This is a genomic window from Sodalis praecaptivus (assembly GCF_000517425.1).
In the GTDB taxonomy this organism is placed as follows: Bacteria; Pseudomonadota; Gammaproteobacteria; order Enterobacterales; family Enterobacteriaceae; genus Sodalis_A; species Sodalis_A praecaptivus.
Window position 1 is genome coordinate 1,102,924 of record NZ_CP006569.1, and the last position, 25,155, is coordinate 1,128,078.

General features: G+C 58.3%; 16 protein-coding genes. 10 read left to right on the plus strand and 6 right to left on the minus strand.

What is annotated here, in order from left to right; genetic code table 11:
* Positions 1-54 precede the first annotated feature (54 nt).
* Positions 55-1,644: a hypothetical protein gene (locus tag SANT_RS04970; RefSeq protein WP_025421197.1), complete on the plus strand. Its 1,590-nt coding sequence runs from the start codon at positions 55-57 to the stop codon at positions 1,642-1,644.
* A 224-nt stretch (positions 1,645-1,868) separates the two neighbouring features.
* On the opposite strand, the gene SANT_RS04975 is transcribed toward SANT_RS04970, so the two are convergent.
* Complete coding sequence (locus SANT_RS04975; protein ID WP_025421198.1) at positions 1,869-2,324, minus strand: transcriptional regulator; 456 nt, start codon at positions 2,322-2,324, stop codon at positions 1,869-1,871.
* A gap of 347 nt (positions 2,325-2,671) precedes the next feature.
* Here SANT_RS04975 and kduD point away from each other — a divergent pair, with 347 nt between their 5' ends.
* The 7 genes from kduD (at position 2,672) to SANT_RS05010 (ending at position 13,593) form a co-directional block, all read left to right on the plus strand.
* On the plus strand, positions 2,672-3,433 hold the full coding sequence (kduD, locus tag SANT_RS04980) for a 2-dehydro-3-deoxy-D-gluconate 5-dehydrogenase KduD (RefSeq protein WP_025421199.1): 762 nt from the start codon (positions 2,672-2,674) through the stop codon (positions 3,431-3,433).
* Between the two features lie 36 nt (positions 3,434-3,469).
* The gene (locus tag SANT_RS04985) at positions 3,470-4,108 is read left to right on the plus strand and encodes an RpiB/LacA/LacB family sugar-phosphate isomerase (RefSeq protein WP_025421200.1); all 639 of its coding nucleotides are present in this window, start codon (positions 3,470-3,472) and stop codon (positions 4,106-4,108) included.
* Positions 4,109-4,691: 583 nt separating this feature from the next.
* Positions 4,692-4,877, plus strand: a complete 186-nt coding sequence (locus SANT_RS04990) for a hypothetical protein (RefSeq protein ID WP_025421201.1) — start codon at positions 4,692-4,694, stop codon at positions 4,875-4,877.
* 901 nt (positions 4,878-5,778) lie between these two features.
* Positions 5,779-7,479, plus strand: coding sequence for an alpha,alpha-trehalase TreA (gene treA / locus SANT_RS04995; RefSeq protein WP_025421202.1), 1,701 nt, complete (start codon positions 5,779-5,781; stop codon positions 7,477-7,479).
* A gap of 659 nt (positions 7,480-8,138) precedes the next feature.
* Positions 8,139-9,668 (plus strand): alpha/beta hydrolase, encoded by a 1,530-nt coding sequence (locus SANT_RS05000; protein ID WP_025421203.1) that lies wholly within the window; start codon positions 8,139-8,141, stop codon positions 9,666-9,668.
* Positions 9,669-10,427: 759 nt separating this feature from the next.
* Entirely contained in the window at positions 10,428-10,859 is a 432-nt protein-coding gene (locus SANT_RS05005) for a universal stress protein (RefSeq protein ID WP_025421204.1), read from the plus strand.
* Between the two features lie 28 nt (positions 10,860-10,887).
* Positions 10,888-13,593: a cation-transporting P-type ATPase gene (locus SANT_RS05010; protein ID WP_025421205.1), complete on the plus strand. Its 2,706-nt coding sequence runs from the start codon at positions 10,888-10,890 to the stop codon at positions 13,591-13,593.
* Here the strand turns inward: SANT_RS05010 and SANT_RS05015 are convergent, their stop codons facing one another.
* From SANT_RS05015 to SANT_RS05030, 4 genes are read right to left on the minus strand one after another with little or no spacing between them, the layout of a single operon-like run.
* A complete protein-coding gene (locus SANT_RS05015) occupies positions 13,594-15,135 on the minus strand; it encodes an efflux transporter outer membrane subunit (protein ID WP_025421206.1) in 1,542 nt (513 codons plus the stop codon).
* A complete protein-coding gene (locus tag SANT_RS05020) occupies positions 15,135-16,277 on the minus strand; it encodes an HlyD family secretion protein (protein WP_025421207.1) in 1,143 nt (380 codons plus the stop codon). The genes SANT_RS05015 and SANT_RS05020 overlap by 1 nt, the downstream gene beginning before the upstream one ends.
* A complete protein-coding gene (locus SANT_RS05025; RefSeq protein WP_025421208.1) occupies positions 16,274-17,968 on the minus strand; it encodes an MFS transporter in 1,695 nt (564 codons plus the stop codon). The genes SANT_RS05020 and SANT_RS05025 overlap by 4 nt, the downstream gene beginning before the upstream one ends.
* The gene (locus SANT_RS05030; protein ID WP_025421209.1) at positions 17,965-18,408 is read right to left on the minus strand and encodes a MarR family winged helix-turn-helix transcriptional regulator; all 444 of its coding nucleotides are present in this window, start codon (positions 18,406-18,408) and stop codon (positions 17,965-17,967) included. Before SANT_RS05030 ends, SANT_RS05025 begins: the two co-directional genes overlap by 4 nt.
* 361 nt (positions 18,409-18,769) lie before the next feature.
* On the opposite strand from SANT_RS05030, the gene SANT_RS05035 reads away from it, so the two are divergent.
* Complete coding sequence (locus SANT_RS05035) at positions 18,770-20,932, plus strand: putative bifunctional diguanylate cyclase/phosphodiesterase (RefSeq protein WP_025421210.1); 2,163 nt, start codon at positions 18,770-18,772, stop codon at positions 20,930-20,932.
* A gap of 181 nt (positions 20,933-21,113) precedes the next feature.
* Positions 21,114-22,703, plus strand: coding sequence for a phospholipase D family protein (locus SANT_RS05040; protein WP_025421211.1), 1,590 nt, complete (start codon positions 21,114-21,116; stop codon positions 22,701-22,703).
* Between the two features lie 43 nt (positions 22,704-22,746).
* On the opposite strand, the gene SANT_RS05045 is transcribed toward SANT_RS05040, so the two are convergent.
* A complete protein-coding gene (locus SANT_RS05045) occupies positions 22,747-25,146 on the minus strand; it encodes a phosphoketolase (RefSeq protein WP_025421212.1) in 2,400 nt (799 codons plus the stop codon).
* Positions 25,147-25,155 lie beyond the last annotated feature (9 nt).

Here is a 25,155-nt window from a genome sequence, read left to right on the forward strand (position 1 = left end):
GGATAGTTTTATGTTGGCTGCTCTTGACGCCGCACTGGTCATCGGGAGGACAGCGTGCCGCAACGTCTGCTGGAGGTGAACACACCGCTAATCTGGCACTGGCCGCATGTGCTGTCGCTGCTGGAGACCCTGCAACGTTACCGTTTTACCGGGCTTATCATTCATCAGCAGACTATTCTGGCGCTGCTGGCTCCCCCCTCGCCGACTTTCCAGGGCGCGGATCGCAATAATCTTTTTCATGAGCGCGAAAGCGCGTTGCATTACCTCCGCCGTATCGGTCGTCTTTGCCGGCAGCGACGGCTCTCGCTGTGGCTCCAGGGGGAGGCTTTCCCCAACGACGGTAGACTGGCGCACAAATATCCCGAGCTGCGGCTGACGGACGATCCCGACCAGGGGCAGCGTTTTCTACAGCATTTTTATCAGACGATCGTCAGCGCTACCCTGGCGACGTTGCCGGACGTCAGCGGTCTCATTCTCAGCCTGCAAACGCCGGAATTTCATCCGCGGCAGTGGGACGCCCCCCTGGACGCACTTTATCGTCAGCTGCGGCGGCAGAATAAAAAGCTGGTATTGCGCGACTACACCGATGACGATTGGCCGCGGCGTCAGCTGCAAAGCACAGTGGCGCGAATGCCGGCGGATGTGCGCGCATCGCTGAAAGCCACCGCGGTCGATTACCGTCCCGGTTTCGCCAATAATCCGGCAATCAACGCGATGGGCGCGCGCAAAATCTGGATCGACATTGATTTGTGGGGTATCGATTACGGCTGGACGTTGCTGCCTTGCCTGCTGATTGATGAGCTGCAGGGCAGGCTCAGTTGGGCGCAGTCGGTCGCCGGCGACAGGCTTGAGACCATTACCGCCCGCCTTGACTGGGAATGGATCCACAATAGTCCCCTGCAGGGCTCGATTAATGAAGGCAATCTTTATGGTCTGGCGCGAATCGCGGGCGGCGAGACGCCGGTCAGCGCGGCTCAATTGCTGGATGAGTGGCTGGACAGTCAGGGATTGCGTCCTGGCTATCCCGTGCAGCGGCAAACGGTGCGCCAGCTGTTTATCAGCAGTTACGATTGGATGTGCCGAACGCCCTATCTGCTGGGCCGGGTGATGCATCAGCACAGCCAACTGCCGGCGGATATTGATACCGCGCTGCGCCTGCTGCATTCCGACGCCCGTAGCGCCAACTGGCGCCAGTCGTTCCAGGCGTTGTTTCCGCGCGACGATGAGCAGGCGGGCCGCGCGCAGCGGGAATTGCTGCAGCTTGAGCAACAGCAGAACGCTTTTTTGGCCGAACGGCTGCACGACCAGGCGCAAGCCCTGCGCCGCGACGCTGAATTGCCCGCGGCGTTCGCCGACGTGCTTTGCGGCGCCTGGGCCTCGGCCGTCCGCTATACGCGCCTGTTTGGCCATGCCCGTCAGGTAATCAGTTTGCGGTGGTATATCAACCAGTATGGCGCCAACCGTTCGCGTCAGGAGACTCTGCTCACCGCCATCGATGCGGCGCAGCGATATGCCGAGCAAACCTGCCGTTGGCTGGCAGAAAACGAAATTGACCTGGCGCATAACTTGCCCCTCCTGCTGGATCCCGCACGTCTTAGCCGGCTGGCCGAAAGTTGCCGTCCCGGCGCCGAGGCGATTGAGTAATGCCTAAAGAGTAAAAGTGCGGCGGGGGAATTGAAACGTAATTTCAAAAGCAGAAAGGCGCCAAGTGCAAGGAAGGGGTAAAAGCGTGATGGAGTTTGCAAGTCGCCGTCAAAACCTGTGATTCAGATCACAGGTTAAGCTAAAAGAAGTGTGATCGATAACGGACGGCGCGGGTGGAAAGGTGATGTGTGTCACATCTTGATTTGACGCCGAAAGCCGGGTCATTAGCAGCTATCACGCAGAAAGCTTTGCCGCCATCCCTTGTCGGCGTACGTTAAAAACAGCGTTTCGCTGGACTGCCGGCACTCAGTTTCCGACAAGATGTGCAGATATAGTCCCGGCTCGCTTTCCTCTAGCCGCGAACCGACAAATAACGCCCGCAGCGAAACATCCGCGACCCGCGGGAGACCGGTTTCACCGCGCTCCCAGCGTTCAATCACATCGCTTTGCACCCCCATCACCGACGCCAGTTCATGAACGCTCATGCTCATTTCACGGCGCAGAAAGCGTATTTCATGACAGGATAAAAGGTTACGTCGATTGATGAGTAGTTTTGCCAATACCTGATGCAGAGCGGGTTTATCTTCGATGTCTACCTGGACGTGCTCCCCCTGCTTCCCGCAGCGGTAGCCGTTGGTGAGCCAAACGGTTTCCAAACCACAATCAGTGTAATGATACATAAACATTCCTTGTATAAGCCGATCCCTTGGACTGATGACTTATAAACAACTCTGCCGATGTTGGCAATAGAGGTCCGTTTAACGTTCGTAGCCTAACGCCGTGAAGCGGGAACCGCATCTGAACCGGATCCGGTGTCGCATCGGGCACACGGAAACCGTGCGGGCCGGGTGTAAACGAACGGGGCGCCGGGCAAGCGGAAAGCGGGTGGATCTGCAGAAACCAGGGGAGCCTGACGCGCTGGGTAGATAATTAAAACGTTATTTCATTATTATTGAATCCTGCGGGCCATTTTACTATGATGCCAACATGCATTCGACCTTACAACCTGCCTCGAGAGGAAGACAACATGGTACTCAACGCATTTCAATTAACGGGTAAGGTCGCACTAATAACGGGTTGTAATACGGGACTGGGGCAGGCGATGGCTCTCGCGCTGGCACAAGCCGGCTGCGATATCATTGGCGTGAACCGCAGCGAACCGGCTGAGACGGCGGCGCGCATCACCCGTCTTGGCAGACGGTTTTATGGGCTGAATGCCGATTTAAGCGATACTCGCGTGATCCCCGACATCCTCAGCCAGGCGCTGGCGCACGCGGGCAGAATTGATATTCTGGTCAACAACGCAGGCATCATTTTGCGCCAAGATGCCGTTGATTTTACAGAGCAAGAGTGGGACGCGGTGATGGATCTGAACAGTAAATCGCTGTTTTTCTTATCGCAGGCGGTCGCGCGGCAGTTCATCCGCCAGGGGGATGGCGGCAAAATCATTAATGTCGCCTCACTGCTCTCTTTCCAGGGCGGGATCCGTGTGGCGTCGTATACCGCCTCGAAAAGCGCCGTGATGGGCATTACCCGCCTGCTGGCCAACGAATGGGCTCAGCACGGTATTAACGTGAACGCTATCGCCCCCGGCTATATGGCGACCAACAATACCGACTCGCTGCGCGCCAGTGCGGTCCGCAATCAAGAAATTCTGGCGCGTATCCCCGCCGGTCGCTGGGGCGAGCCGGCCGATGTCATGGGGCCTGTGGTGTTTCTCGCCTCTGCCGCGGCCGATTACATCAACGGCTACACGCTCGCCGTAGATGGTGGGTGGTTGGCACGTTAAATTTGTTATAAGCGAATCCGATACGGAGCAACAAACATGAAAATTGCCTTAATTAATGAAAACAGCCAAGCGGCGAAAAATGAATTGATCTTCAATACCCTAAAGGGGGCGGTGACACCGCTCGGGCATGAGGTGTTCAATTACGGGATGTACTCCGCCGAAGACCCCCATTCGCTGACCTATGTGCAAAATGGGATCTTGGCCGCCATTGTGTTGAACGCGGGCGCGGCGGATTATGTGGTAACCGGCTGCGGCACCGGCGCCGGCGCCATGTTGGCCTGTAATTCTTTCCCGGGCGTCATTTGCGGCCTGGCGGTCGATCCCTCCGACGGCTATATGTTTGCGCAAATCAATGACGGCAACGCCATCTCGCTGCCGTTTGCCAAAGGCTTTGGCTGGGGCGCGGAACTGAATATGCAGTATATCTTTGAAAAACTCTTTGGTAGCAAAGGCGGTCAGGGGTACCCCCGCGATCGGGTGGTGCCGGAGCAGCGCAACAAAAAAATCCTCGATGGCGTCAAAGCGGTGGCTTACCGCGATTTGCTCTCCATCTTGAAAGATCTGGACCAGGATTTGGTCAAAGGTGCCGTCAGCGGCGAAAAGTTCAAGCACTATTTCTTCGCCCATTGTCAGGATAAGGTTATCGGCAGTTATATCGAGACCCTGCTGGCGTGACGGCGAACGGCGGTCACCGGCGCTGTGGCGGCTGACCGTCGGTTAGCGTACGACCGACGTCATCCAGACGAGGCGCGTCTGGCGCAGCGCTTGTCCTGGGGCGCGCAACGACAGCCCCTGGCGCATACTCTGCCAGAACCCCAATCGGGAAGATCACCGCTTCTGATTTAGAAAGCGATTTTATCTCCCTTTAATGGGAGAATGAGCGGTCATACCCTTGCCGCGCGGTGGCGTTTACGCCTGCCAGATCGGCTAACTTCTGCCCCACCGCGTAACGGCGTGCTAATAATTATCTGATTTAAAACAAATAATTACCGTTTCGCGCGGTTAGACAGCTGGCTAACTTCATGGCTCGATGGGCTATTTTTTGCTTCGCTTTTGGCGGTTAAAAGGGCAAAAAGAGGTATCATCTCAGCTATTTGCGGCCTATTTTCCTTAATGAAATAGGTAAAAAACGGCATCTGGCGTCAAAAACACTTCCCTCCCACCGCCTTTTACGTTTATAACAGTCATACTGTCACAGACAGACTGTACGGTTCCATTTCACCCGGGTAAACGGACCTCTCAGGTCGGGAGTATCAAGATGATTGTTGAACGTATTATGGGTCTGCTGTTCAATATCGAAGCCATGTCGATCAATGCTACCTTGTCCGGCGCCGAAATGGATGCCGTATTCAGCGCTATGGGCTGTGAAAATATTCCGGTTTATATCCCCGCCGACGTCTGGCAGCGCGTAAGCGAGCTGACTGCGGGTGCAGAACGGGCCTGACGCGCCGGCCGCTTTCCCCCAGTCCGCCTGAAACACGCCCGACGCCCTAGGGGGCGAGGGGTTATTTGCGCCCGGCGTATAGGTAAAGAAGGGTAAAAAAGTGATCTCCGTTGTCCCAGGGGAATAGCCCAGGCGATAGAGGGGCTATCATTGTTATAGGCAATGTATATACCCGGACGATGAGCCAATATATCTCCTTACGCGAGAGAATGAAGCATCGTATTAATGCGCAAGCCGCTCCGCTAATCTGGCGCCCGGCGGGCTACCCGTTTGAGGGTTAATATCCGCGGGCCAGAATAAGAGTAATAATTATCAATGTGTGAAATGATGTCAGTCTATATCATTCTACTACCCAAAAGTAAGGCCTGGCGGGGTAGCACAATAGCGGCGCAGTGCTATTGTCGGCGACCTATGCGATAATCAAACGCACTATGACGGACGGTCCATCCGGCCGCATCAACGCTCTTTAAGTCTTCAACTTCATTATCCGATAAATCCGAAACTTGCCGCTCAAGCGGGCAGGAGGAGGGCATGCGGTCTGGCCGACGTCAGGTTTTTTTGTTGCCAGTTGGCCCGCCGGACGATGAAGATAGTCTATATTTAGCGCGCAGTGAAAATATCATAAGTGAAAGCATTCTGCCTAAGTAGCTGTTATACGGTTTAATTTAACGACGGAGGCGCAATGAACAGCGGAAAAATTACCCCGGAGCACGTTCGGCGGCGGTGAGCGTATTTTTTTATTCCCGGCGCGGCGCCGTAAATAATCCCTTAACGGCGTCCGGACTTACCGCTTTGTTTCGCGCGCATTTCGTCCTGTCCGACCCGGAGCAGGCCAGCAGTAGCTATAGTTATTAATCCGGTACCGTAGTTTGGGTAGCGTATAAAAAAGGAGAATTCACCTATGATTACACGCTCTTTCCGGTGGACCTGGAAATCTTTTATCACATTAGGAGCCGCATTAAGCACAGCGTCCGGGCTGGTAAAACCCCTGCCACCGGTAAAGCGCACGCCGCAGGATGAAACGCCGCAGTCGCCAGATATCATGCTGGGCCAGCTTTACATCGATGTACAAACCGCCAAACTCTATCCCGATCAGAAAACGTTTGCCGATGCGGTGCCTCGCCGGGCGCCCGCGGCCATCATCGCGGATTATCAGAACAAACGTTTGCGGAAAAATTTCAATCTGCGCCATTTTGTCGACAAAAACTTTATTTTCCCTACCGACCGGGTGAAATATGTGCCGCCGACCGGGCAAAGTCTGCGTGAACACATCATCACGTTATGGCCGGTATTGACCCGTAATGACGCCAGGGTACGCCCCCATGATTCGTTATTGCCGATGCCCTACGACTATGTCGTGCCGGGGGGGCGTTTCCGCGAAATTTACTATTGGGACAGCTATTTTACCATGTTAGGCCTCGCCGAGAGCGGGAAATGGGACCTGGTGCGCGGCATGACCGATAATTTCGCACATGAAATCAACGTATTCGGCCGTATTCCCAACGGCAACCGCAGTTATTATATCAGCCGCTCCCAGCCGCCGTTTTTCTCGCTCATGGTGGATCTTCTCGCCGGTCACGATGGCGGCGAAGTGTATGAGCGCTATTTACCGCAAATGAAGAAAGAGTACGACTATTGGATGGAAGGGTATGAAAGCCTGGATCCCGGCGTTGCGGCAGGGCGTTTGGCCCGCATGCACGATGGCGCCTTTTTAAACCGCTATTGGGATGATGAGGATACGCCGCGGACCGAATCCTATCTGGACGACATTCTTACCGCCAGCGAGGCAAAGGATCGACCTGCGGCGGAAGTCTATCGCGATTTGCGCGCGGGCGCCGCGTCCGGTTGGGATTTCAGTTCGCGCTGGTTTGATAATCCTTTGGAGCTTTCTTCCATCCGTACCACCTCCATCCTGCCGGTGGATCTGAACGCGCTGATATACCATTTGGAGCATACGCTGGCCAACGCCTGCCATATGACCGGCGATAACGAGGCGGCAGGCCGCTACAGCCTGGCGGCGCAAGCCCGAAAAGCGGCAATCAATCACCATTTGTGGAATGAAGCCGAAGGCTATTACGCCGACTACGACTGGCTGTTAGGAAAGTTGCGCGAACAATTGACCGCCGCAACAGTATTCCCGCTCTACAATAAAATCGCGCCGCCGGATTACGCGCGCCGCACCGCCGAGGTGATCCGATTGCAGCTGCTTAAGCAGGGCGGCATGATCACCACCACCAATGTCTCGGGTCAGCAGTGGGATGCCCCTAACGGCTGGGCGCCGCTGCAGTGGGTGGCGGTGGAGGGGCTGCGCCATTACGGCGAAGAGGCGCTGGCGGAGGAGATAGCCACCCGTTTTCTCGGCAACGTACAGCGGCTTTATAATAACCAGCATAAACTGGTGGAAAAATATGTGGTGGAAGGCAGCGGTTTAGGCGGCGGCGGCGGCGGGGAATATCCGTTGCAGGACGGCTTCGGCTGGACGAACGGCGTAACTTTGAAGCTGATGGTGATGTACTGCGGTCAATCGCAGGACAACGTGGAAAACGTCGAGGAGCTGCTTGCCGAAGCGGATAGTCGCCAGCGAGCCTTGGCGGCGTCTTGACGGTTGTGGCCGGCGGGGCTGATTGCCTGCCGCCGCTGCTGCCCCGTTGATTTAACCCCCTCTGTTTTCGGCCGAACGCCGGTTGGTATCAGCTGCCGTGCGTTCGGACGGTCATCGGCGAGGCGGTGAATACGCTTTTCTGACCACCGCCACCCTGGCTCCTCTTTTTATCGTCATAGTATGAATGAAACCTATTCCCGGGATTTCTATACTCATCTTTGTGACAACGCGCGAATCCATTATTATACTAAGGCACATTTCGCGCGGGGCGGTGAATGTCGGCCGGTATATTGCGCTAGGTATGAGGCATTAACCGCTGCGCAATGCGCAACGCATAGGCTATGACGATAGTCGAAGGTTTATAAAGCGGTGCGGCTATTGTCGCCCGTGATATTGCTACCCGCTCATAAAGTCCGTCGCACAATTGAGCGATGGGTTTGGGTTGACCCGCCAGGATAAAGCGCGGCCTTCATCGCGCTATATCCTGTTGGACCGTCGTGCAGGAAGAGCCCGGCCTATGCCGCCACCCGTCCGGCTATTAACGCCTGTCGGACCCGTACACTTTACTATTCGTTACCGACCATGACGATAATCCCTTGCGCGCGGTGGCGTTAGGCGATCTCATTTATGCGTTATTACAACGCCAACAGGCTACGATAATGGCAATAATAAAGCGGCTTACTCAGCTCGCCAATGCCGTCTTTTGCGGCGTCTTTTCGCTGTCGAAAAAGATGATAATAGGTCTTTTGATACTCTTGGCGGTTTTTTTCATTGGCCGCGTTTACGAGTCACAGCAAGGTCCGGCGCTGCACCGCTGGCATACCTGGGTGCCGGATGAAATGACGGCCGCCGATATTGATAAGGCTACGTTTGCGGAGTATCTGGCGAAAGAAGACGCCCTATTTCGCGCTATGAAGGCCAACGTCACGGATAAAATTACGCCGGAGGAAGCCACGCCGCTTAACCGTTATTATGCCGGCAGCCTGGTCTATCCGGGGAAATTTGCCCGTGACTGGAATCGTTCCTATGTGCTGATGCCGGCAGGACAGCCTCGCGGCGCGGTGGTGCTGCTGCATGGGCTGACCGATACGCCCTATAGTTTGAAAAGCATCGCCGAGGACTATCAGCAGCAGGGGTTTGTTGCCGTGGCGCCGCGCCTGCCCGGTCACGGCACGGTGCCGGCGGCCCTTACCAGCGTCGACTGGGAGGACTGGCTGGCGGCGACGCGGCTGGCGGTGCGTGAAGCGACGCGGCTGGCGGGGCCGACGATGCCGCTACATCTCGTCGGGTTTTCCAACGGCGGCGCGCTGGCGATGAAATATTCGCTGGATAGTCTGGACGATAATCGGTTGCGTAAACCGCAACAGATTATCTTGCTTTCGCCGATGATAGGCGTTACCGCTTTCGCCCGCTTTGCCGGACTCGCCGGGCTGCCGTCGATATTTCCCGCCTTTGCCAAAGCGGCGTGGCTCGGCATTGTGCCGGAATTTAACCCCTTTAAGTACAATTCTTTCCCCGTAAAGGCGGCGCGGCAATCTTATTTGCTTACCCAGGCGCTGCAGCGGCAGATTATACAGGATGCGCGCAGTCATAAACTCGATGAACTGCCCCCCGTGTTGACTTTCCAATCCGTCATGGACTCCACGGTAAGCACGCGCGCGGTAGTACAATCGCTGTACAACCATCTGAAGGATAATGGTAGCGAGCTGGTTATCTTCGATATTAATCAGGCCGTCAGTTTCCGCCCGCTGTTCCGGCGTTCGTCCTGGACCGCGGCGGCGACGCTATTGCCAGCACGGCCGCGGCGTTATACCACCTCGGTCATCACCAACGCCTCTGAAAGCGCGTTGGACACCGTTGCCAGAATCACCCCGGCCGGGCAGGAAAAAGAGATTATTGAGCCGTTGAATATCCGCTATCCGCAGGAAATGTACTCCCTCTCCCATGTTGCCCTTCCTTTCCCGGTGTCGGATTCGTTATACGGCAGCCAGCCGGCCGATGAGAAGCAGTATGGCATCAGCTTCGGCACCCTCTCCATGCGGGGGGAGTCGTCGGCGTTAATCGTTGGGCTTGAGTCGCTCATGCGGGCCACCTCCAATCCGTTCTTTCCCTATTTGCTTGAGCGCATTAACCATAATATCGCCTGTAGCCATCAGCCGGATGTGGTGCAGTGCTTACGGTCGCTTTAACTTTTTTGCCAAAAAGGGGCGCTGGAAATACCGGCGCCAAAATGAGGAAGGGGAATGCGAAACCCTCGCGTTGCTTTCGCCGAGTCGATGCTGCGCACTTGTCAATCCCGCCCCCTCGTTGTTTCTGGCGAAAAAGATTTGTTGCGCCAATGATAGCAGGCCGCGAGCAATAAGCCTGTTATGAGATTAAATGTTAAGAAATAAGCGCCAAGAGGAAAAGAGATAACAATTTACTTTCTTTCTCTCAATATCAACGCCTTTATTCGTTGCATTTATATTACCCGGAGAGCCCATATTTTATTAGCCGGAGTGCGACGTCAATTTATTATTTTAGTTTGATGCTGGCGATGAATGGGTGAAAAGCGCCGGAGAGCCTTGGCCTGGAAGCGGGGTGTGACGCGGTCTGCGCCGTGTAAACGTTAAAGCATGAAGTAGGTTGCAGATATTTAATTATACCTTGACCGGAGATCATAACGCATGGAACACAACGAAAGTTAAATGAAGTACTAATAAGTGATTGTTAGCGACTTTTTTGGTCATGGGGCGCTTTATGTGCATTGATAAAGTTGTATTGTAAGATGATTTTTTATATATTGAGTTGTCACTTCACGAAATTAACCGCATTGCGCGACGTTTTATGACTGTCTGGTCCGAGTGTTTTCTATTGCTCGAACAGGAACGCTATGAATATTCATCCTGTTTTTGCTTGTGGGGCCGCCATTCATCGCGTCTGCTAAAGTAATATTTAGGATAGTCGTCATGTACAAGAATATACTCGTTCCGGTCGATATTTTTTCGCCGGGTTTGGCGGATAAAGCCCTCCGCCATGCTGAATTTCTGGCAAAAAGTTCGGCTGGACAGATCCATTTAGTGAATATCATCCAGAAATTTTCCCCCATACTTACGCGTGGCTTTGTTTCCGACGCGCGCAAGATGGAAGCGTTTCTCAACCGGTCTGCAAAAGAAAAGCTGGTTGATTTGACTAAGAAAATAGATTTGCCGCAGGACAATGTTCATCTGCATATCCGCGCCGGCAATATTCGCGATGAGGTCACGCGGGCCGCGGATGAATTAGAGGCTGATGTCATCATCATTGGCTCCCGCAATACCAATATCCAGACTCATCTGCTTGGCTCCGATGCCGCGGACATTGTGCGTTATGCCCGTGTTCCGGTTTTTGTTATTCGCTGATTACCTAAACCGGAAGAAGATACGTTTTATGAAGACAGAAAACCCCATGAAAGCGGCGGATTCGTTGCCGCATTACTATCAACTCTCCGTGACGGATACGCTTGAGAGAATAAACAGCGCTGAGCATGGATTAAGCCGCGAAGAGGCCGCCTCCCGGCTGCGAACGCACGGCGAGAATGTGCTGCCGCAGAAAAAGGGTAAGCCGGCATGGTTACGCTTCCTGGCGCATTTTAATGACGTGTTGATTTACGTGCTTTTGGCCGCCGCGGTATTGACCGCGGCGATGGGGCACTGGGTGGATACGCTGGTGATTCTGGGTGTGGCGATGGTCAATGCCCTTATCGGCCATATCCAGGAAAGCAACGCGGAAAAATCGCTGCAAAACATTCGTAATATGCTCTCTAACGAAGCGGTGGCGATCCGGCAGGGCGCGCATGAAACGGTGCCTACCGCGGCGCTGGTGCCGGGCGATGTGGTGGTTCTCCGCGCTGGCGACCGCATCCCGGCGGATCTGAGAATTATCGAGGCGCACGGCCTGCGCGTCGAAGAGGCCATTCTCACCGGCGAGTCAACGGTGGTGGAAAAAACGACCGCCGCGCTGGCGGGCGAACTTTCGCTCGGCGACCGCACCAATCTGGTGTTCTCCGGGACAACCGTGAGTTCGGGCGCCGGCAAAGGCGTGGTGATCGCAACCGGCGGCGCCACCGAACTGGGTCATATCAACCAGATGATGTCGGACATTGAGCAGCACCGTACGCCGCTGCTGGTACAAATGGACAAACTCGGCAAAAGTATTTTTATCAGCATTTTGGTTATGATGGCCGCGCTGTTCACCTTCAGCCTGCTGTTCCGCGAGATGCCGCTGACGGAATTGCTGTTGTCGCTTATCAGCCTGGCCGTCGCCTCGGTGCCGGAAGGGCTGCCCGCCATCATTTCCATCATTTTATCCCTTGGCGTGGTGACCATGGCGCGCCAGCACGCCATCATTCGCAAGTTGCCGACCGTAGAAACCTTAGGTGCGATGACGGTTATCTGCTCCGATAAAACCGGCACGCTGACCATGAATGAAATGACGGTGAAAGCGGTGATTACCGCCGATCGGGTTTATCGCGTGGAGGGGGACAGTTATGCGCCGGTGGGCGCGATGCATCCCGTGGATAGTCAGACGCCCGTCTCCGTCGTCGCCGGTTCGCTGCTGGAGCGCTATTTGCGCACCATCGATCTCTGTAACGACAGTCAACTGATGCAGGATGAAAACGGCCACTGGCAAGTGACCGGCGGCCCGACGGAAGGCGCGCTGAAAGTGCTGGCCACCAAGATGACGCTTCCCGCCGTCGCCAGCGCATTGCGCAGCAAGATCCCTTTCGATTCGCAATACAAGTACATGGCGACGCATCACCTTGTCGGCGATGAAGAGCGCATTCTGCTCACCGGCGCGCCGGATGTGCTGTTCCGGCTGTGCCGCGAGCAGCAGACGGAAAACGGCCTGCAGCCGTTCGACCAATCCTATTGGGAGAGTAAAATCGCCGAGTATGCGCGCGAGGGATTGCGTATGGTCGCCGCCGCCTGGAAACCCGCAACCGCGGGTCAGGGGACGCTGACGCATCAGGATCTTGAGCAGGGCGTCATTTTCCTCGGCATCAGCGGTATGATGGATCCGCCGCGCCCGGAAGCGATCGCCGCGATTCGCGACTGCCGGCAGGCCGGTATCCGGGTGAAAATGATCACCGGCGACCACCCGCAGACGGCGATGAGCATCGGCAACATGCTTGGTATCGGCAACGCGCATCAGGCCATTACCGGTCGCGAACTGGAGACTATGGACGAAACCCAGCTCAGCGAAGCGGCGCAGGCCTATGATATTTTCGCGCGCACCAGCCCGGAGGATAAATTCCGTCTGGTTCGGGCGCTGCAAAGTAAGCAGGAGATCGTCGGTATGACCGGCGACGGCGTCAATGACGCGCCGGCGCTCAAGCAGGCCGATGTGGGTATTGCGATGGGCATCAAGGGTACCGAGGTGACCAAAGAGGCCGCCGATATGGTACTGACGGATGACAACTTCGCCACTATCGCCAGCGCGGTGCAGGAAGGACGGCGCGTTTACGATAATCTCAAGAAAACCATCCTGTTTATCATGCCGACCAACTTGGCGCAGGGGTTGCTTATTATCATCGCGCTGCTGGCGGGTAATATCATTCCGCTTACGCCCGTGCTGATTTTGTGGATGAATATGGCGACCTCCGCCACGCTTTCCTTCGGGCTGGCGTTTGAGGCTGGCGAGGCGAATATCATGCGGCGGCCGCCGCGCAATCCCCGCCTGCATGTCATGGACCGCTTTGCCATTTGGCGCGTGGCGTTTGTCGGCGGCATGATAGCCCTTAGCGCCTTTGTACTGGAAGCCTGGCTGCAACCGCGCGGACATTCGGCGGAATTCATTCGCACCGTGCTGTTGCAAACCCTGGTGTCGGCGCAATGGTTCTATATGATTAACTGCCGCGTCGCAAACGGCTTCTCGCTGAATAAAGGCTTGCTGGCCAACCGCGGCATCTGGGTGGTCAGCGCCGTGCTGCTGCTGCTTCAGCTGCTTATCATCTATGTTCCATTCATGCAGACGCTGTTTGGTACCGAAGCGCTGCCGTTGCGCTATTGGGCCATTACGCTGGCGATTGGTTTGGTCATGTTCCTGGTGGTCGAGGTGGAAAAACCGCTGACGCGGAAATGGCGCACCGCCTGATTAACGGCGGGACGCCGGCGCGGCGTCCACCTGCCAGCCGCCGCCCAGCGAGCGATAGAGATCGGTCTGCGCCTGCAAAAGATCATTTTGTAGCGCGATCACGCTTACCTGGGTGGCATAGAGCGTGCGCTGCGCGTCTAGCTCTTCCAAATAGGACGCATAGCCGTTGGCGTAGCGGTTATGCGCGATACGTAATTGCTCCTGCACCACCTCCTGCTGCGTGCGGGTTTCCACAAGCTGCTCGCGCAGCCGCAGGATGCTATCCAGACTGTTGTTCACTTCGCCAAAGGCGTTGCGTACCGTTTTCTCGTAATTGTACAACGCTTGATTGCGCGCGGCGGCGGCAATGTCCACCTGGGCGTTCAGCGCTTCGCGGTTAAACAACGGCGCCAGAATACTGCCGCCGACGCTCCACAGACGAAAAGGATTATCAATCAGTTTCGCCAGCGCGTCATCCTGCAACGTGCCGGTAGCGGTCAGATTAATCGACGGCAGTAAATTGGCGCGGGCGGCGGACAGCGAGGCGTCAGCGGCAATGAGCTGGCGTTCCGCCTGGACGATATCGGGCCGGCGGCGCATCAGCTCCGACGGCAGTACCGAAGGCAGCGGCAGCGGGGTGATATGGTGCAGATCGGCGCCGCGGGCGATGCTCCCAGGGTTACTGCCAACCAGGATGCGCAGCGCGTTTTCCTGCTCGGTGATCTGATGCGACAGTTGCGGGATCTGCGCGCGGGCGGCCTGGTATTCCGCCTGCGATTGCGCCAGTTCCAACCGTGAGGAGTAGCCGGTTTCAAATTGACGGCGCGCCAGATTGAGCGAATTCTGCCGCGTTTGCAGCGTCGCCCGGGTCAGCGCCAGCTGTTCATCCAGCGAGCGCAGGCTGAAATAACCCGAAGCAACGGAGGAGGCAACGGTCAGCATTGCCGCGGCCGCTGCCGCCTGCTGCGCCTCCAGCGTCGCGCGTGCCGCCGCGGCGCTGTCGCGCTGCGCGCCCCACAGGTCGACATTGTAGTTCGCCTGGAGCGCACCTTGATAAACGGTGCTGTGGATAGGCAAGCCGGTCACCGAGGAAAGCGTGCGCGCGCGGCTGCCGTTGATCTGGGCATCCAGCGTCGGCAGCCTGTCACCCTCCGTCGCGCGCAGGCGGGCGCGGTATTCCTCCACCCGCGCCCGGGCGGTGAGGATGTCGGTGTTATAGCGCAGCGCCTGCTCCACCAGCGCGCTTAGCGCCGGATCGCCGAACGCGTGCCACCAGTTGGCCTCTACCGGCGCGCCGGGGCCGACGGTATTGCGCCAGGCGGGCGGGATCATCAGCCGCGACGGCGCGACGGGCTCGCGGGGTGCGCCGCAGGCGGTCAGCAGCAGGCACACCAGCGCGAGACCGGCGGTGCGGCGGCGTGCGGGGCATTTCTGCGCCGGTCCACGCCGGGAGAGGCCGACAAGCCAGCGCCGGCCCTTGCCGCGCGCGGTCGGTTGAGGCGCCAATTCCTTCTGGCGGCAGACGGCGCCGATGGGCCGGCGGCGTTGAAACCGGTTAGCCATCAGCGATTCACTCCCTGAGCCGCGCCGGGAATAGCCGATGAGCCGACGGGGTCGGCCGGCGTGCTGCCGGTATCGATATTGACCTCCACCGACATCCCGGGACGCAGGCGCCGGTATAGCGCATTATCATGATCAATGCGCAGACGCACCGGGATGCGCTGGGCGATTTTGACGAAGTTACCGGTCGCGTTGTCGGACGAGATGGCGCTGAACTCGGAACCGGTGGCCGGCGAAATGCTCTCCACTACGCCGCTGAAGGTCGCATGGTCGAGCGCATCCACGCTGAAGCTTGCCCGCTGTCCCAGCCGGATCCCGGCCATCTGCGTCTCTTTCATATTGGCGATGATCCACATTTGCTCCGGCACCAGCGAGGTCAAATGCGTACCGGCGCTGACATAGGCCCCCTGGCGCACCGAAATTTGCCCCAGTTGACCGTCGCGCGGCGCGACGATACGGGTATTGGCCAGGTCGATTTGCGTCAGCTCCAGCGCCGCCTGCGCGTTAGCGACATCTGCCGCCAGCGAGGCGCGGTTGACGATCACCGTTTGCAGATCCTGTTTTGCTTTTTCCAACGAGGCTTTGGCCTGGGCGATATTGGCAACCGCCTGGCTGGCGCTGGCGCGCGAAGCATCCCGTTCGCGTATCGACAGCGAACCGTCGGCGACCAAATTCTCCACGCGTTGCAAATCCAGCTTCGCCTTGCGCGCCTGCGCCTCGGCATTGATTACCTCGGCCTGGTACTGCTCCACCGATGCCTGCGCGCTGCGGCGCTGTTGAACGTTATTATCCAGCGCCGCGCGCTTCATCAATAACTGCGCCTGCGCCTGGTGTACCCGTTGACGATAAATCCGCTGATCGATAACCATCAATACTTCATCCCGCCGGACCCAGGCAAAATCCTGCACCCGCACCTCGGTAATGTAACCGCTGAGCTGAGGGCTGATGACCGTGACCTGGCCCCGCACATAGGCGTTGTCGGTAGACTGCACCTGGCGGGTGAAGGGGGGCAATTGCCAGGCGTAAAGGATCACCAATACCCCCACGAGCGCAATCGCCGCCGAAATCATAATGGTTAAAATGCGCGCATTACTGCTTTTTTCTTTTTCCGGCGCCGCCGCCGGATTATCACCCTGCTGACTCATTGCCCCTCCGACGCAATGACGGCCGTCGCCGCCGCTGCCGTTTGTCTTGCCGCCATCGCCGCCGCTTGCCGCTGTGCGCGGCGCGCTTGGATGCGCAGCCACAGCAAACGCCACAAAATCCACACCAACGTCACCAGCGCGATCGCCGCGGTCAACAGGTAAACATCGTTGTAGGCCAACGTATTCGCCTCGCGGCTGGCGATGCTCTGGAGCTGCGATAACCCTTGTACGCTTTGCAGATAACCGTCGTTGAGCACGCCACCGTAGGCGGCGGTATAGCTGTTGACCCGCTCCGCGACCAGCGGATTCGCCAGGGTTAACTGCTCGGTCAACTGGCTGGAATGAAATTTCTCGCGTACCACCTGGAACGTCCCCAGCCACGCGGCGCCCAACAGGCCGCCGATATTCTGGCTCATACCGAACAGTACCGAGAAACTGACCAGATTGCGCGGCTCGGCCACGACGCCGCCGATGCCCGCCAGCAAGGCCGGCGCCAGAAAAAAGGCGCCGCCGAAGCCGAGCAGAAACTGGCTGAAATAGAAATTTTCCGGCCGGGTCAGACTATTGGAGTGAGCATCCATCAGCGAGGCAAACATCATTAGCGCCAGGGAGATAATGATTGGCTGCGGCAATTTTTTCGGGTTGACGGTCAGGGCGCTGCAAAATACCCCCGCTATCATGCCGAGCAGGATGGCGACCGATAGCCCGCGCATCTGGTCATTGAGCAGGCCGATTTGCTGCAGGTAGCCGATGGCGCCGGTGTTTTGCTCCGACAAGACAATCCGCATCAAAATCATGATAAGCCCAAGGCGAATGATCGCGCCGCTGCTGAGCCAGCGGGTGTTGAGCAGCGGGTTGCGGCGGTGGTGTTCCACCACCAGCGCGCTGACGATAAGCACCATTGAGGCGGCCAGCGACCAGCCTATCCAGGGCGCCTCACGCCACCAGTCTATTTTCCCCAGAGAAAGGACGCCGCACAGCAGCGCCATACCGGGGGCCATCAGCATGAAGGTGAGAAAATCCAGCTTCTCGAAAACTTTTATCCGGTCGCTGGGCGGCAGTTTCATCAGTAATACGCCGGCCAGCGACACCAGCGCCAGGCCCAGCTCAAACAGATACAGACCGCGCCATTCGTTCAGCGCCAGCAACTCTGATGAGAACAGCCGCGCCAGCGGCGTGGCCATCTGTGCGATACCGATCCCGACCGTTAACGCTTTGAGCCGGTGCTTGGCCGGAAACGCCTGGATCTGATAATAGATGGACAGTGAACTGAGCGCCGCGCCTACCATGCCGTGCGCGGCGCGGACCATCATCGCGGTGCTGAGATCATTGACGAACAAATGGAAAAAGGTCACCAGCACATACAGCACCAGAAACGCTTCCGTAAATACCCGCAAACCGTACTGCTGGCGGAATTTCACCAGCAGCAGATTAATCGAGACATTGGTCATCAGGTATACCGCCGGCAGCCAGGCGATTTCGTTGGAATAGGCGCCGAATGAACCCTGCAGGTTGGTGAGATTGGCGGTGACCAGCGCGTTTCCCAGACCGCCGGTCAGCGATACCAGCACCCCCACCAGGCCATAAGCGATGCGCCGGTGCCAGGGGTGCAGCGGCGTTGAAGGCGAGCCGGGCAGGGTAGGCTTTTCATGGGGCAGCCATTGCCGCGGGGCGTAGGGATCGCTTTTCATCGCTGTTTGGCCTCCGCTGCCTGTAATAAGGTATCCAAGACCCGCCAGGTGGTGTCGAGATCCGGCTCGCTTACATAGGATAATAGTTCATTTCGCAGCGCGTCGGCCTCGATTTTCACCTGACGGTACAGGGCCTTGCCCTGCGGGGTGGTGAGCAGCAGTTTTTGGCGCTTATCGGCGGCGGGCGTTTCGCGCCGGATCAGGTTTTGCTGTTCCAAACGGTGAAGCAACGGCACCAGACTGGCGGTTTCCAGGCCCAAAAACGCCGCCAGCTGTTTCTGGGTCCAGGGCTGCGTTTGCTCGGCGTCGGCGATAGCGGACACCGCGACCCAGCTGGCGCGGCTCAGGCCGGTCTCTTTAAGCCGGTTATCGATGGCGAGACGCCAGGCGTGGGCGGTACGGTGCAGCAGCCGCGGAAAATGTGCGTTGTGCGATTTCACTCAAGCAGGTCATGATTTATTAGTTAGATATCTAACTAAAAATACCATGTGTTGCGCCAACTGCCTATAGCCACGGCGGGGAAAAGCGAGGTTTGTTATTCCGCCGGCCGTGCCGGCGCGAACGAAACCCCGCCCGCGCCGGCGTTGGCTATACTGAATTGTAACCACAGCAATCTGTTGCTCGTGTGACTTGGGCGATGGGCGGGCGGCAATAGTCAGTCTGTGAATCCGGCCCCTTCGGTGGCTACCCGAGGCGCGCGGGTGTAAAGGGAGAGAGCGTCTCACGGCGTCGGGCTAACGGCGCCAGGGAAGAGACGGTGGACAAAGGCGCTATGGCAGCGAAGCATTGTGAGAGGCAACCATGAGTCAATCCCCGCTAGACCCGGAGGAGCAGCATCGCCTTGCCATCCTGGAAGAATATGGCGTTCATTCCGCCCTGACGGAAACCAGCCTGGATCGTATCATTCATCTCACGGCCAATATCTTCAATGTGCCGATCGTATTGATTTCGCTCTTAGAGGCGGACCGGCAACTGTTCGCCGCCAGCGTCGGCGTGAGCGTGTGCGAGACGGGGCGCGAGCTCTCTTTTTGTGCCCACGCCATTCGCCAGCAGGACATGATGGTGATCCCGGATGCCCGGCAAGATACCCGCTTTGCCGATAATCCGCTGGTCACGGGCGATCCGCATGTCCGCTTTTACGCCGGCATGCCGCTGCGCAGCCAGACCGGTTACGCGCTCGGCACGTTATGCATTATCGACCGCACGCCGCGCGTGGGGTTGAGCGAAAGCGATCGCCGCAATCTGCGCGATCTGGCGGCGCTGGTCATGGATAAGTTGGAGATGCGCCGCCTGGAACTGGCGCGCGCGGCCAGTAAGAACCGTTTTGAAAACATCGCCCGCACCTCGCCCGACGCAATCATCTGCGTGGATCATCAAACGCATATCACTTTTTGGAACAATGCCGCCGTCAAGCTGTTCGGCTATACGCGGCAGCAAATCTTGGGCCGTCCCCTCGCCATGCTGTTGCCGAATGCGGTGGTGGCCAGCCTGACGCAGCTGGCCGCGCGACAGGAAGCGCACAGCGAAGGGGGAACGCTTGAGCTCTCGGTGCGCGCCGCCGGCGATCGCCTGATCCCGGTAGAATTGTCCGTTTCGTTATGGATGGAGGGCCATGACGTTAGCTTTGGCGCCATTCTGCGTGATATTACCGAACGGCGGCAGAATGAAGAGCGTCTGTTCCGCCTGGCGCATATGGACTATCTGACCGGCCTGGCAAACCGGACGCAACTGTCTTCCAGCCTCGAACAGGCGCTGCGGGATGAAAAAGCCGCCATCATTATGCTGGTGGATCTAGATGGTTTTAAGGATGTTAACGATAGCCTGGGTCACGACGGCGGCGATGCGCTATTGGTGGCGGTAGCGCTGAAACTTCAGGCGGCGGTACGTTCGGGCGATACCGTGGCGCGCATGGGCGGCGATGAGTTTGCGCTGCTGCTGCCGGGGTTGGATGACGCCCGCCGGGCGGGAGAGATAGCCGACCAGATTATTGATGACATCTCGCACACGACCACCGTTGACGGCCAGGTGGTGACGATCAGCGCCAGTATCGGCATTGTGCTGTTTCCCCTGCACGGCGCGACGATGCAGGAATTGCTCACCAGCGCCGATCTGGCGCTGTATCAGGCCAAGGCCGAAGGCCGGCACTGCCGGCGGTTCTTTACCCCCGCGTTACGGGCGCTTTCCCAGTCCAGACGATCTTATCAGTCGCAACTGGCGCGCGCCTACCAGCAGGGGGAGTTCGAGCTGTATTACCAGCCGCAGGTGCGGCTGGCCGACAACGCGATCATCGGCGCGGAGGCGCTGCTGCGCTGGCATCACCCGGAGAAGGGGGTGCTCGGTCCGGCGGCGTTTTTACCGGCGCTGGATGCCGGGCCCTGGGCGGAGCGGGTAGGGGAGTGGGTCATCCGTACCGCTTGTCGACAGGCCGCCGATTGGCGCCGCCAGGGGGCGACGGATTTTCGTGTCGGCGTGAATTTGTTCAATGTGCAGTTTCGCACCGGCGCCCTGGCGCATCAGGTTCATGGCATTTTGGCGGAAACCGGTCTCGACGCCGACGCGCTGGAGCTGGAAATTACCGAAAACATTATTCTGCGCTACGACGAAAATATGCTGCGGCCGCTTAAAGAGCTGCGTAGCGAAGGTGTCGGTATCGCCTTCGACGATTATGGGACCGGTTACGCCTCGCTGAGTATGCTGAAGGATTATCCGGTGACGCGGTTGAAGGTAGACCAAACGTTCGTCCGCGCCATGTGCGATTCCGCCCCCGATGCCGCCATTGTGCGCGCCATCCTTTACCTCGGCAGCAGCTTCAAACTGGGGGTTATCGCCGAAGGCGTGGAAACGCTGGAGCAGGCGGAGATGCTGCGCCGTAAGGGCTGTCGGGAAGCGCAGGGGTTTTTATTTGGCCAACCGGTACCGGCGTCGGCCTTTGGCGAACTATTGCGGACAGGTGTACGGTCGTAGTCCCGCGTTGCGCTTGATGCATTATGCTATAGTTGAGTTAATAACTTTTTCAGGATAACGACAGCATGATGCCAGCTTTGATGTGCGGCGAGCGTTGTTTGGGTTTTCGTTATTATGCAGCACCGAGCCGGTACCCTCTTAGCCGTCGTGGCATGCTCTGTTTTACTGCCGGGGGGGCAGCATGAGCCGCGGCGAAAATCCTATCGGCGCCACCGCTTTGCGGCGAACGACGGCGGGCCGGCGCAGGCCTGGCGGCCGCGCGCTGCATCGTCTGCTGCTTTCCTTCGGCCGGCGGGGCGCTTTTCGCCCGCCGCAGCCGTCTTTGGCGCCGGCGCCGGAGCAGACCGCCGATACCCGACTGGGGCAGCTGTTAACGCCGCGCTATGCCGGTCATCCCGGTCAAAGCGGGATCCTTGCGCTGCAAGACGCCGAGGGCGCGTTCGTTGCCCGGCTGCTGATGGCCGCGACCGCCGAACGCACCCTGGATGTGCAGTACTATATCTGGAACGGCGACATCACCGGTACCCTGCTGATGCATGCGCTTTACCAGGCGGCGGAACGCGGGGTACGCGTACGGCTTTTGCTTGACGACAACGGTACCGCCGGGTTGGACGGTATATTGGCCGCCTATGATGCCCATCCACGCATCGAAATCCGTCTGTTTAACCCATTCGTCGTGCGACGGCCGAAACTTCTGGGGTATTTGACCCATTTCCGCCGCGCCAACCGTCGGATGCACAACAAATCCATGACCGCCGATAATCAGGCGACTATCGTCGGCGGCCGCAACATCGGCGACGAATACTTCGGCGCTACCAGCGGTATCCATTTCACCGATATGGATGTCCTGGCGGTGGGCGCGGTGGTGCCGGACGTGTCGCGGGATTTCGATCGCTATTGGTCCTGCGCCTCGGCGGTGGCGCTGGACCGCGTATTGCCCAGCGGCAGCCTGAAAGCGCTGCGGTTTGAAGTGGAGCGGGCGACTCTTGCCGCGCAGGCGCCGCAGGCCCGCCGCTATCTACAGGGGCTGGCGGACTGTGCGATATTCAATCAGCTGGCCGACGATACGCTGCCGATGCGTTGGAGCACGGTCACCATGGTGAGCGACGATCCCGATAAGGGACGGCGGGAGCTGGCCTCGCAGGAATTGATGATTTACCGGCTAAAACAGGTCATGGGCAACCCGGTGCGCCGCCTTGATTTGGTTTCGCCCTATTTTGTGCCCACCGGCGCCGGCGTGAGTTTGTTTGCGGCGATGGTTCGTCAGGGCGTTCAGGTACGGGTGCTGACCAACGCGCTGGAAGCCACCGATGTCGCGGCGGTGCATGCAGGCTACGCCCGACGCCGGCGGGCGTTGCTTGAAGCCGGGGTGATATTGTATGAAATGCGCCGGCAGCATGCCGACGTGCGGCGGCGCAACGCCGGGCCGTTCGGCAGCTCCGGCTCGAGTCTGCATGCGAAAACCTTTGCCCTGGACGACCAGCAGGTCTTTGTCGGGTCATTTAATTTTGACCCACGCTCGGCGCGGCTGAACACGGAGATGGGGTTCGTCATTGATGACCCCGTGCTGGCGCAGGCCGTCGATCGCGCCTTCGATGAGGAGGTGCCGGACAGCGCCTATGCGGTTACGCTGGATGAGGCGGGACGGCTGTGCTGGCTTGAGCGCAAAGACGGCCGCGAAGTGCGCCACTACCACGAGCCGGGCACCGGGTGGCTCAAGCGCAAGATGATCGCCGTGGTCTCCCGCCTGCCCATCGAATGGCTGTTGTAGCGCGTTGACGCGTGCCGACGATTTGGCGGCCGCCCCCGCTGAGTCAGCTTCTCGCCTGCCAGCGCCAGTCGCGGACTTCCGGCAAATCGTCGCCGTGGGCGCGCACATAGTGATAGTGCTCATCAAGCTTGCGGCGAAATAGCGCGAGCGCCGCCGCCGCCGCCGGCGTTTGATGCAACCCCGGCACCCGCTCAATGGCCTCTATCGCCAAATGGAAGCGATCGACTTCGTTGAGCACCGTCATGTCGAACGGCGTCGTGGTGGTCCCTTCTTCCATGAAACCGCGCACGTGGAAATTGGCATGATTTTGGCGCTTATAGGTCAGGCGATGAATCAGATAGGGATAACCGTGATAGGCGAAGATCACCGGGCGATCCGGCGTAAAAATGTCATCGAAAAAGGCGTCGGTGTGGCCGTGGGGATGCTGCTGTTTCGATTGCAGACCCAGTAAATCCACCACGTTGACGACGCGGATGATAAGGCTGGGCAATGCTTGACGCAGCAGATCCACCGCCGCCAGGGTTTCCATGGTCGGCACGTCGCCGGCGCAGGCCATCACAACGTCCGGCCCATCGCTGCCGTTTTCATTGCCCGCCCACGGCCAAATACCCAGGCCGGCCTTGCAGTGCGCCGCGGCCTCCTCCCGCGTGAGCCATTGTGGCGCCGGTTGCTTGCCGGCGACGATAACATTGATCCGATCAAAGGTATTCAGACAGTGATCGCCGACCCACAGCAGGGTATTGGCGTCCGGCGGCAGATAAATACGCACGATATCCGCTTTTTTATTGGCGACCAGATCGAGAAACCCCGGATCCTGATGGCTGTAGCCGTTATGATCCTGACGCCACACATGGGAGGAGAGCAAATAGTTAAGGGACGATACCGGCTTGCGCCAGGGCAGGCCGCGCGCAACCTTCAGCCATTTGGCATGTTGGTTGAACATGGAATCAACGATATGGATGAAGGCTTCGTAACAGGTGAACAGGCCATGGCGGCCGGTGAGCAAGTAGCCCTCCAGCCAGCCCTGACAAAGATGCTCGCTGAGAACCTCCATCACCCGTCCCTCTTGCGACAGCGACTCGTCAAAGGACTCGATTTTCTCCATCCACACGCGGTCGGTGGCGTCAAAGACGCTGCTGAGGCGGTTTGAGGCGGTCTCGTCCGGACCGAATAGACGAAAGTGGCGGCGTTCAGCGTTAAGCGTGAACACGTCCCGCAAATAGTCGCCAAACACGGCGGTGGATTGGGCCTGTGTTTCGCCGCGGCGGGGGATGGCGACCTCATAATCGGCGATTGGCGGCACAATCAATTCTCGGCGCAGCAGGCCGCCGTTGGCATGGGGATTGGCGCCCATGCGGCGGTTACCCTCTGGAGCCAACTGCTGTAGCTCCGGCCGCAGCCGGCCATCGCTGTCGAACAAGGTTTCGGGTTGATAGCTTTGCAGCCATTGCGCCAGAATTTGCCGATGACCGTCATCGTCGCGACAGCCTGCAACCGGCACCTGATGGGCCCGCCAGAAACCTTCGGTCTTTTTCCCGTCCACCTCTTTCGGACCGGTCCAGCCTTTGGGGCTGCGCAGGAGGATAAGCGGCCAATGGGGAACGCCCTGCGGCGCGCTGCCCTGGCGGGCCGTCTTCTGAATTTCCTGGATAATATCAAACGCTTTATCCAGCGCGGCGGCCATCTTTTCATGCATGGGCATCGGCTCATCTCCGGCGACAAAAATAGGCTGATAGCCGTAACCGCTGAACAGCCGGTTGAGATCGTCGTCGCTACAGCGTGCCAGTAGGGTCGGATTAGCGATTTTATAGCCGTTAAGATGCAGGATCGGCAGCACCGCACCATCGCGCGCCGGATTGATGAATTTGTTGCCGTGCCAACTGGCGGCCAGCGGGCCGGTTTCCGCCTCGCCGTCGCCGATAACGCAGGCGGCAATCAGATCGGGGTTATCGAACACCGCGCCATAGGCGTGTACCAGGGAATAGCCCAGCTCTCCCCCTTCATTGATCGAGCCCGGCGTTTCCGCCGCCGCATGGCTTGGGATACCCCCCGGGAAAGAAAATTGACGAAACAGCTGGCGCATACCGTCTTCGTTCTGCGGTACCGCTGGATAGATCTCGCTGTAAGTCCCCTCCAGCCAGGTATTGGCCACCATGCCCGGCCCGCCGTGACCGGGGCCGCAGATATAAATCACATTGGCATCGCGCGCGCGGATGATGCGATTAAGGTGGACATAGACGAAATTCAATCCCGGCGTGGTACCCCAATGGCCAAGCAGCCGGGGCTTGATATGCACGGGCGCCAGCGCCTGGCGCAACAATGGATTGTCCAACAAATAAATTTGTCCGACCGAGAGGTAGTTGGCCGCAGACCAGTAGCGGTCCATCAGGTGTAGTTCTTGGGGTGAAACGGCGGTCTGGGACCGCGTGGCTGGGGTGTCCATCGGCGCTAT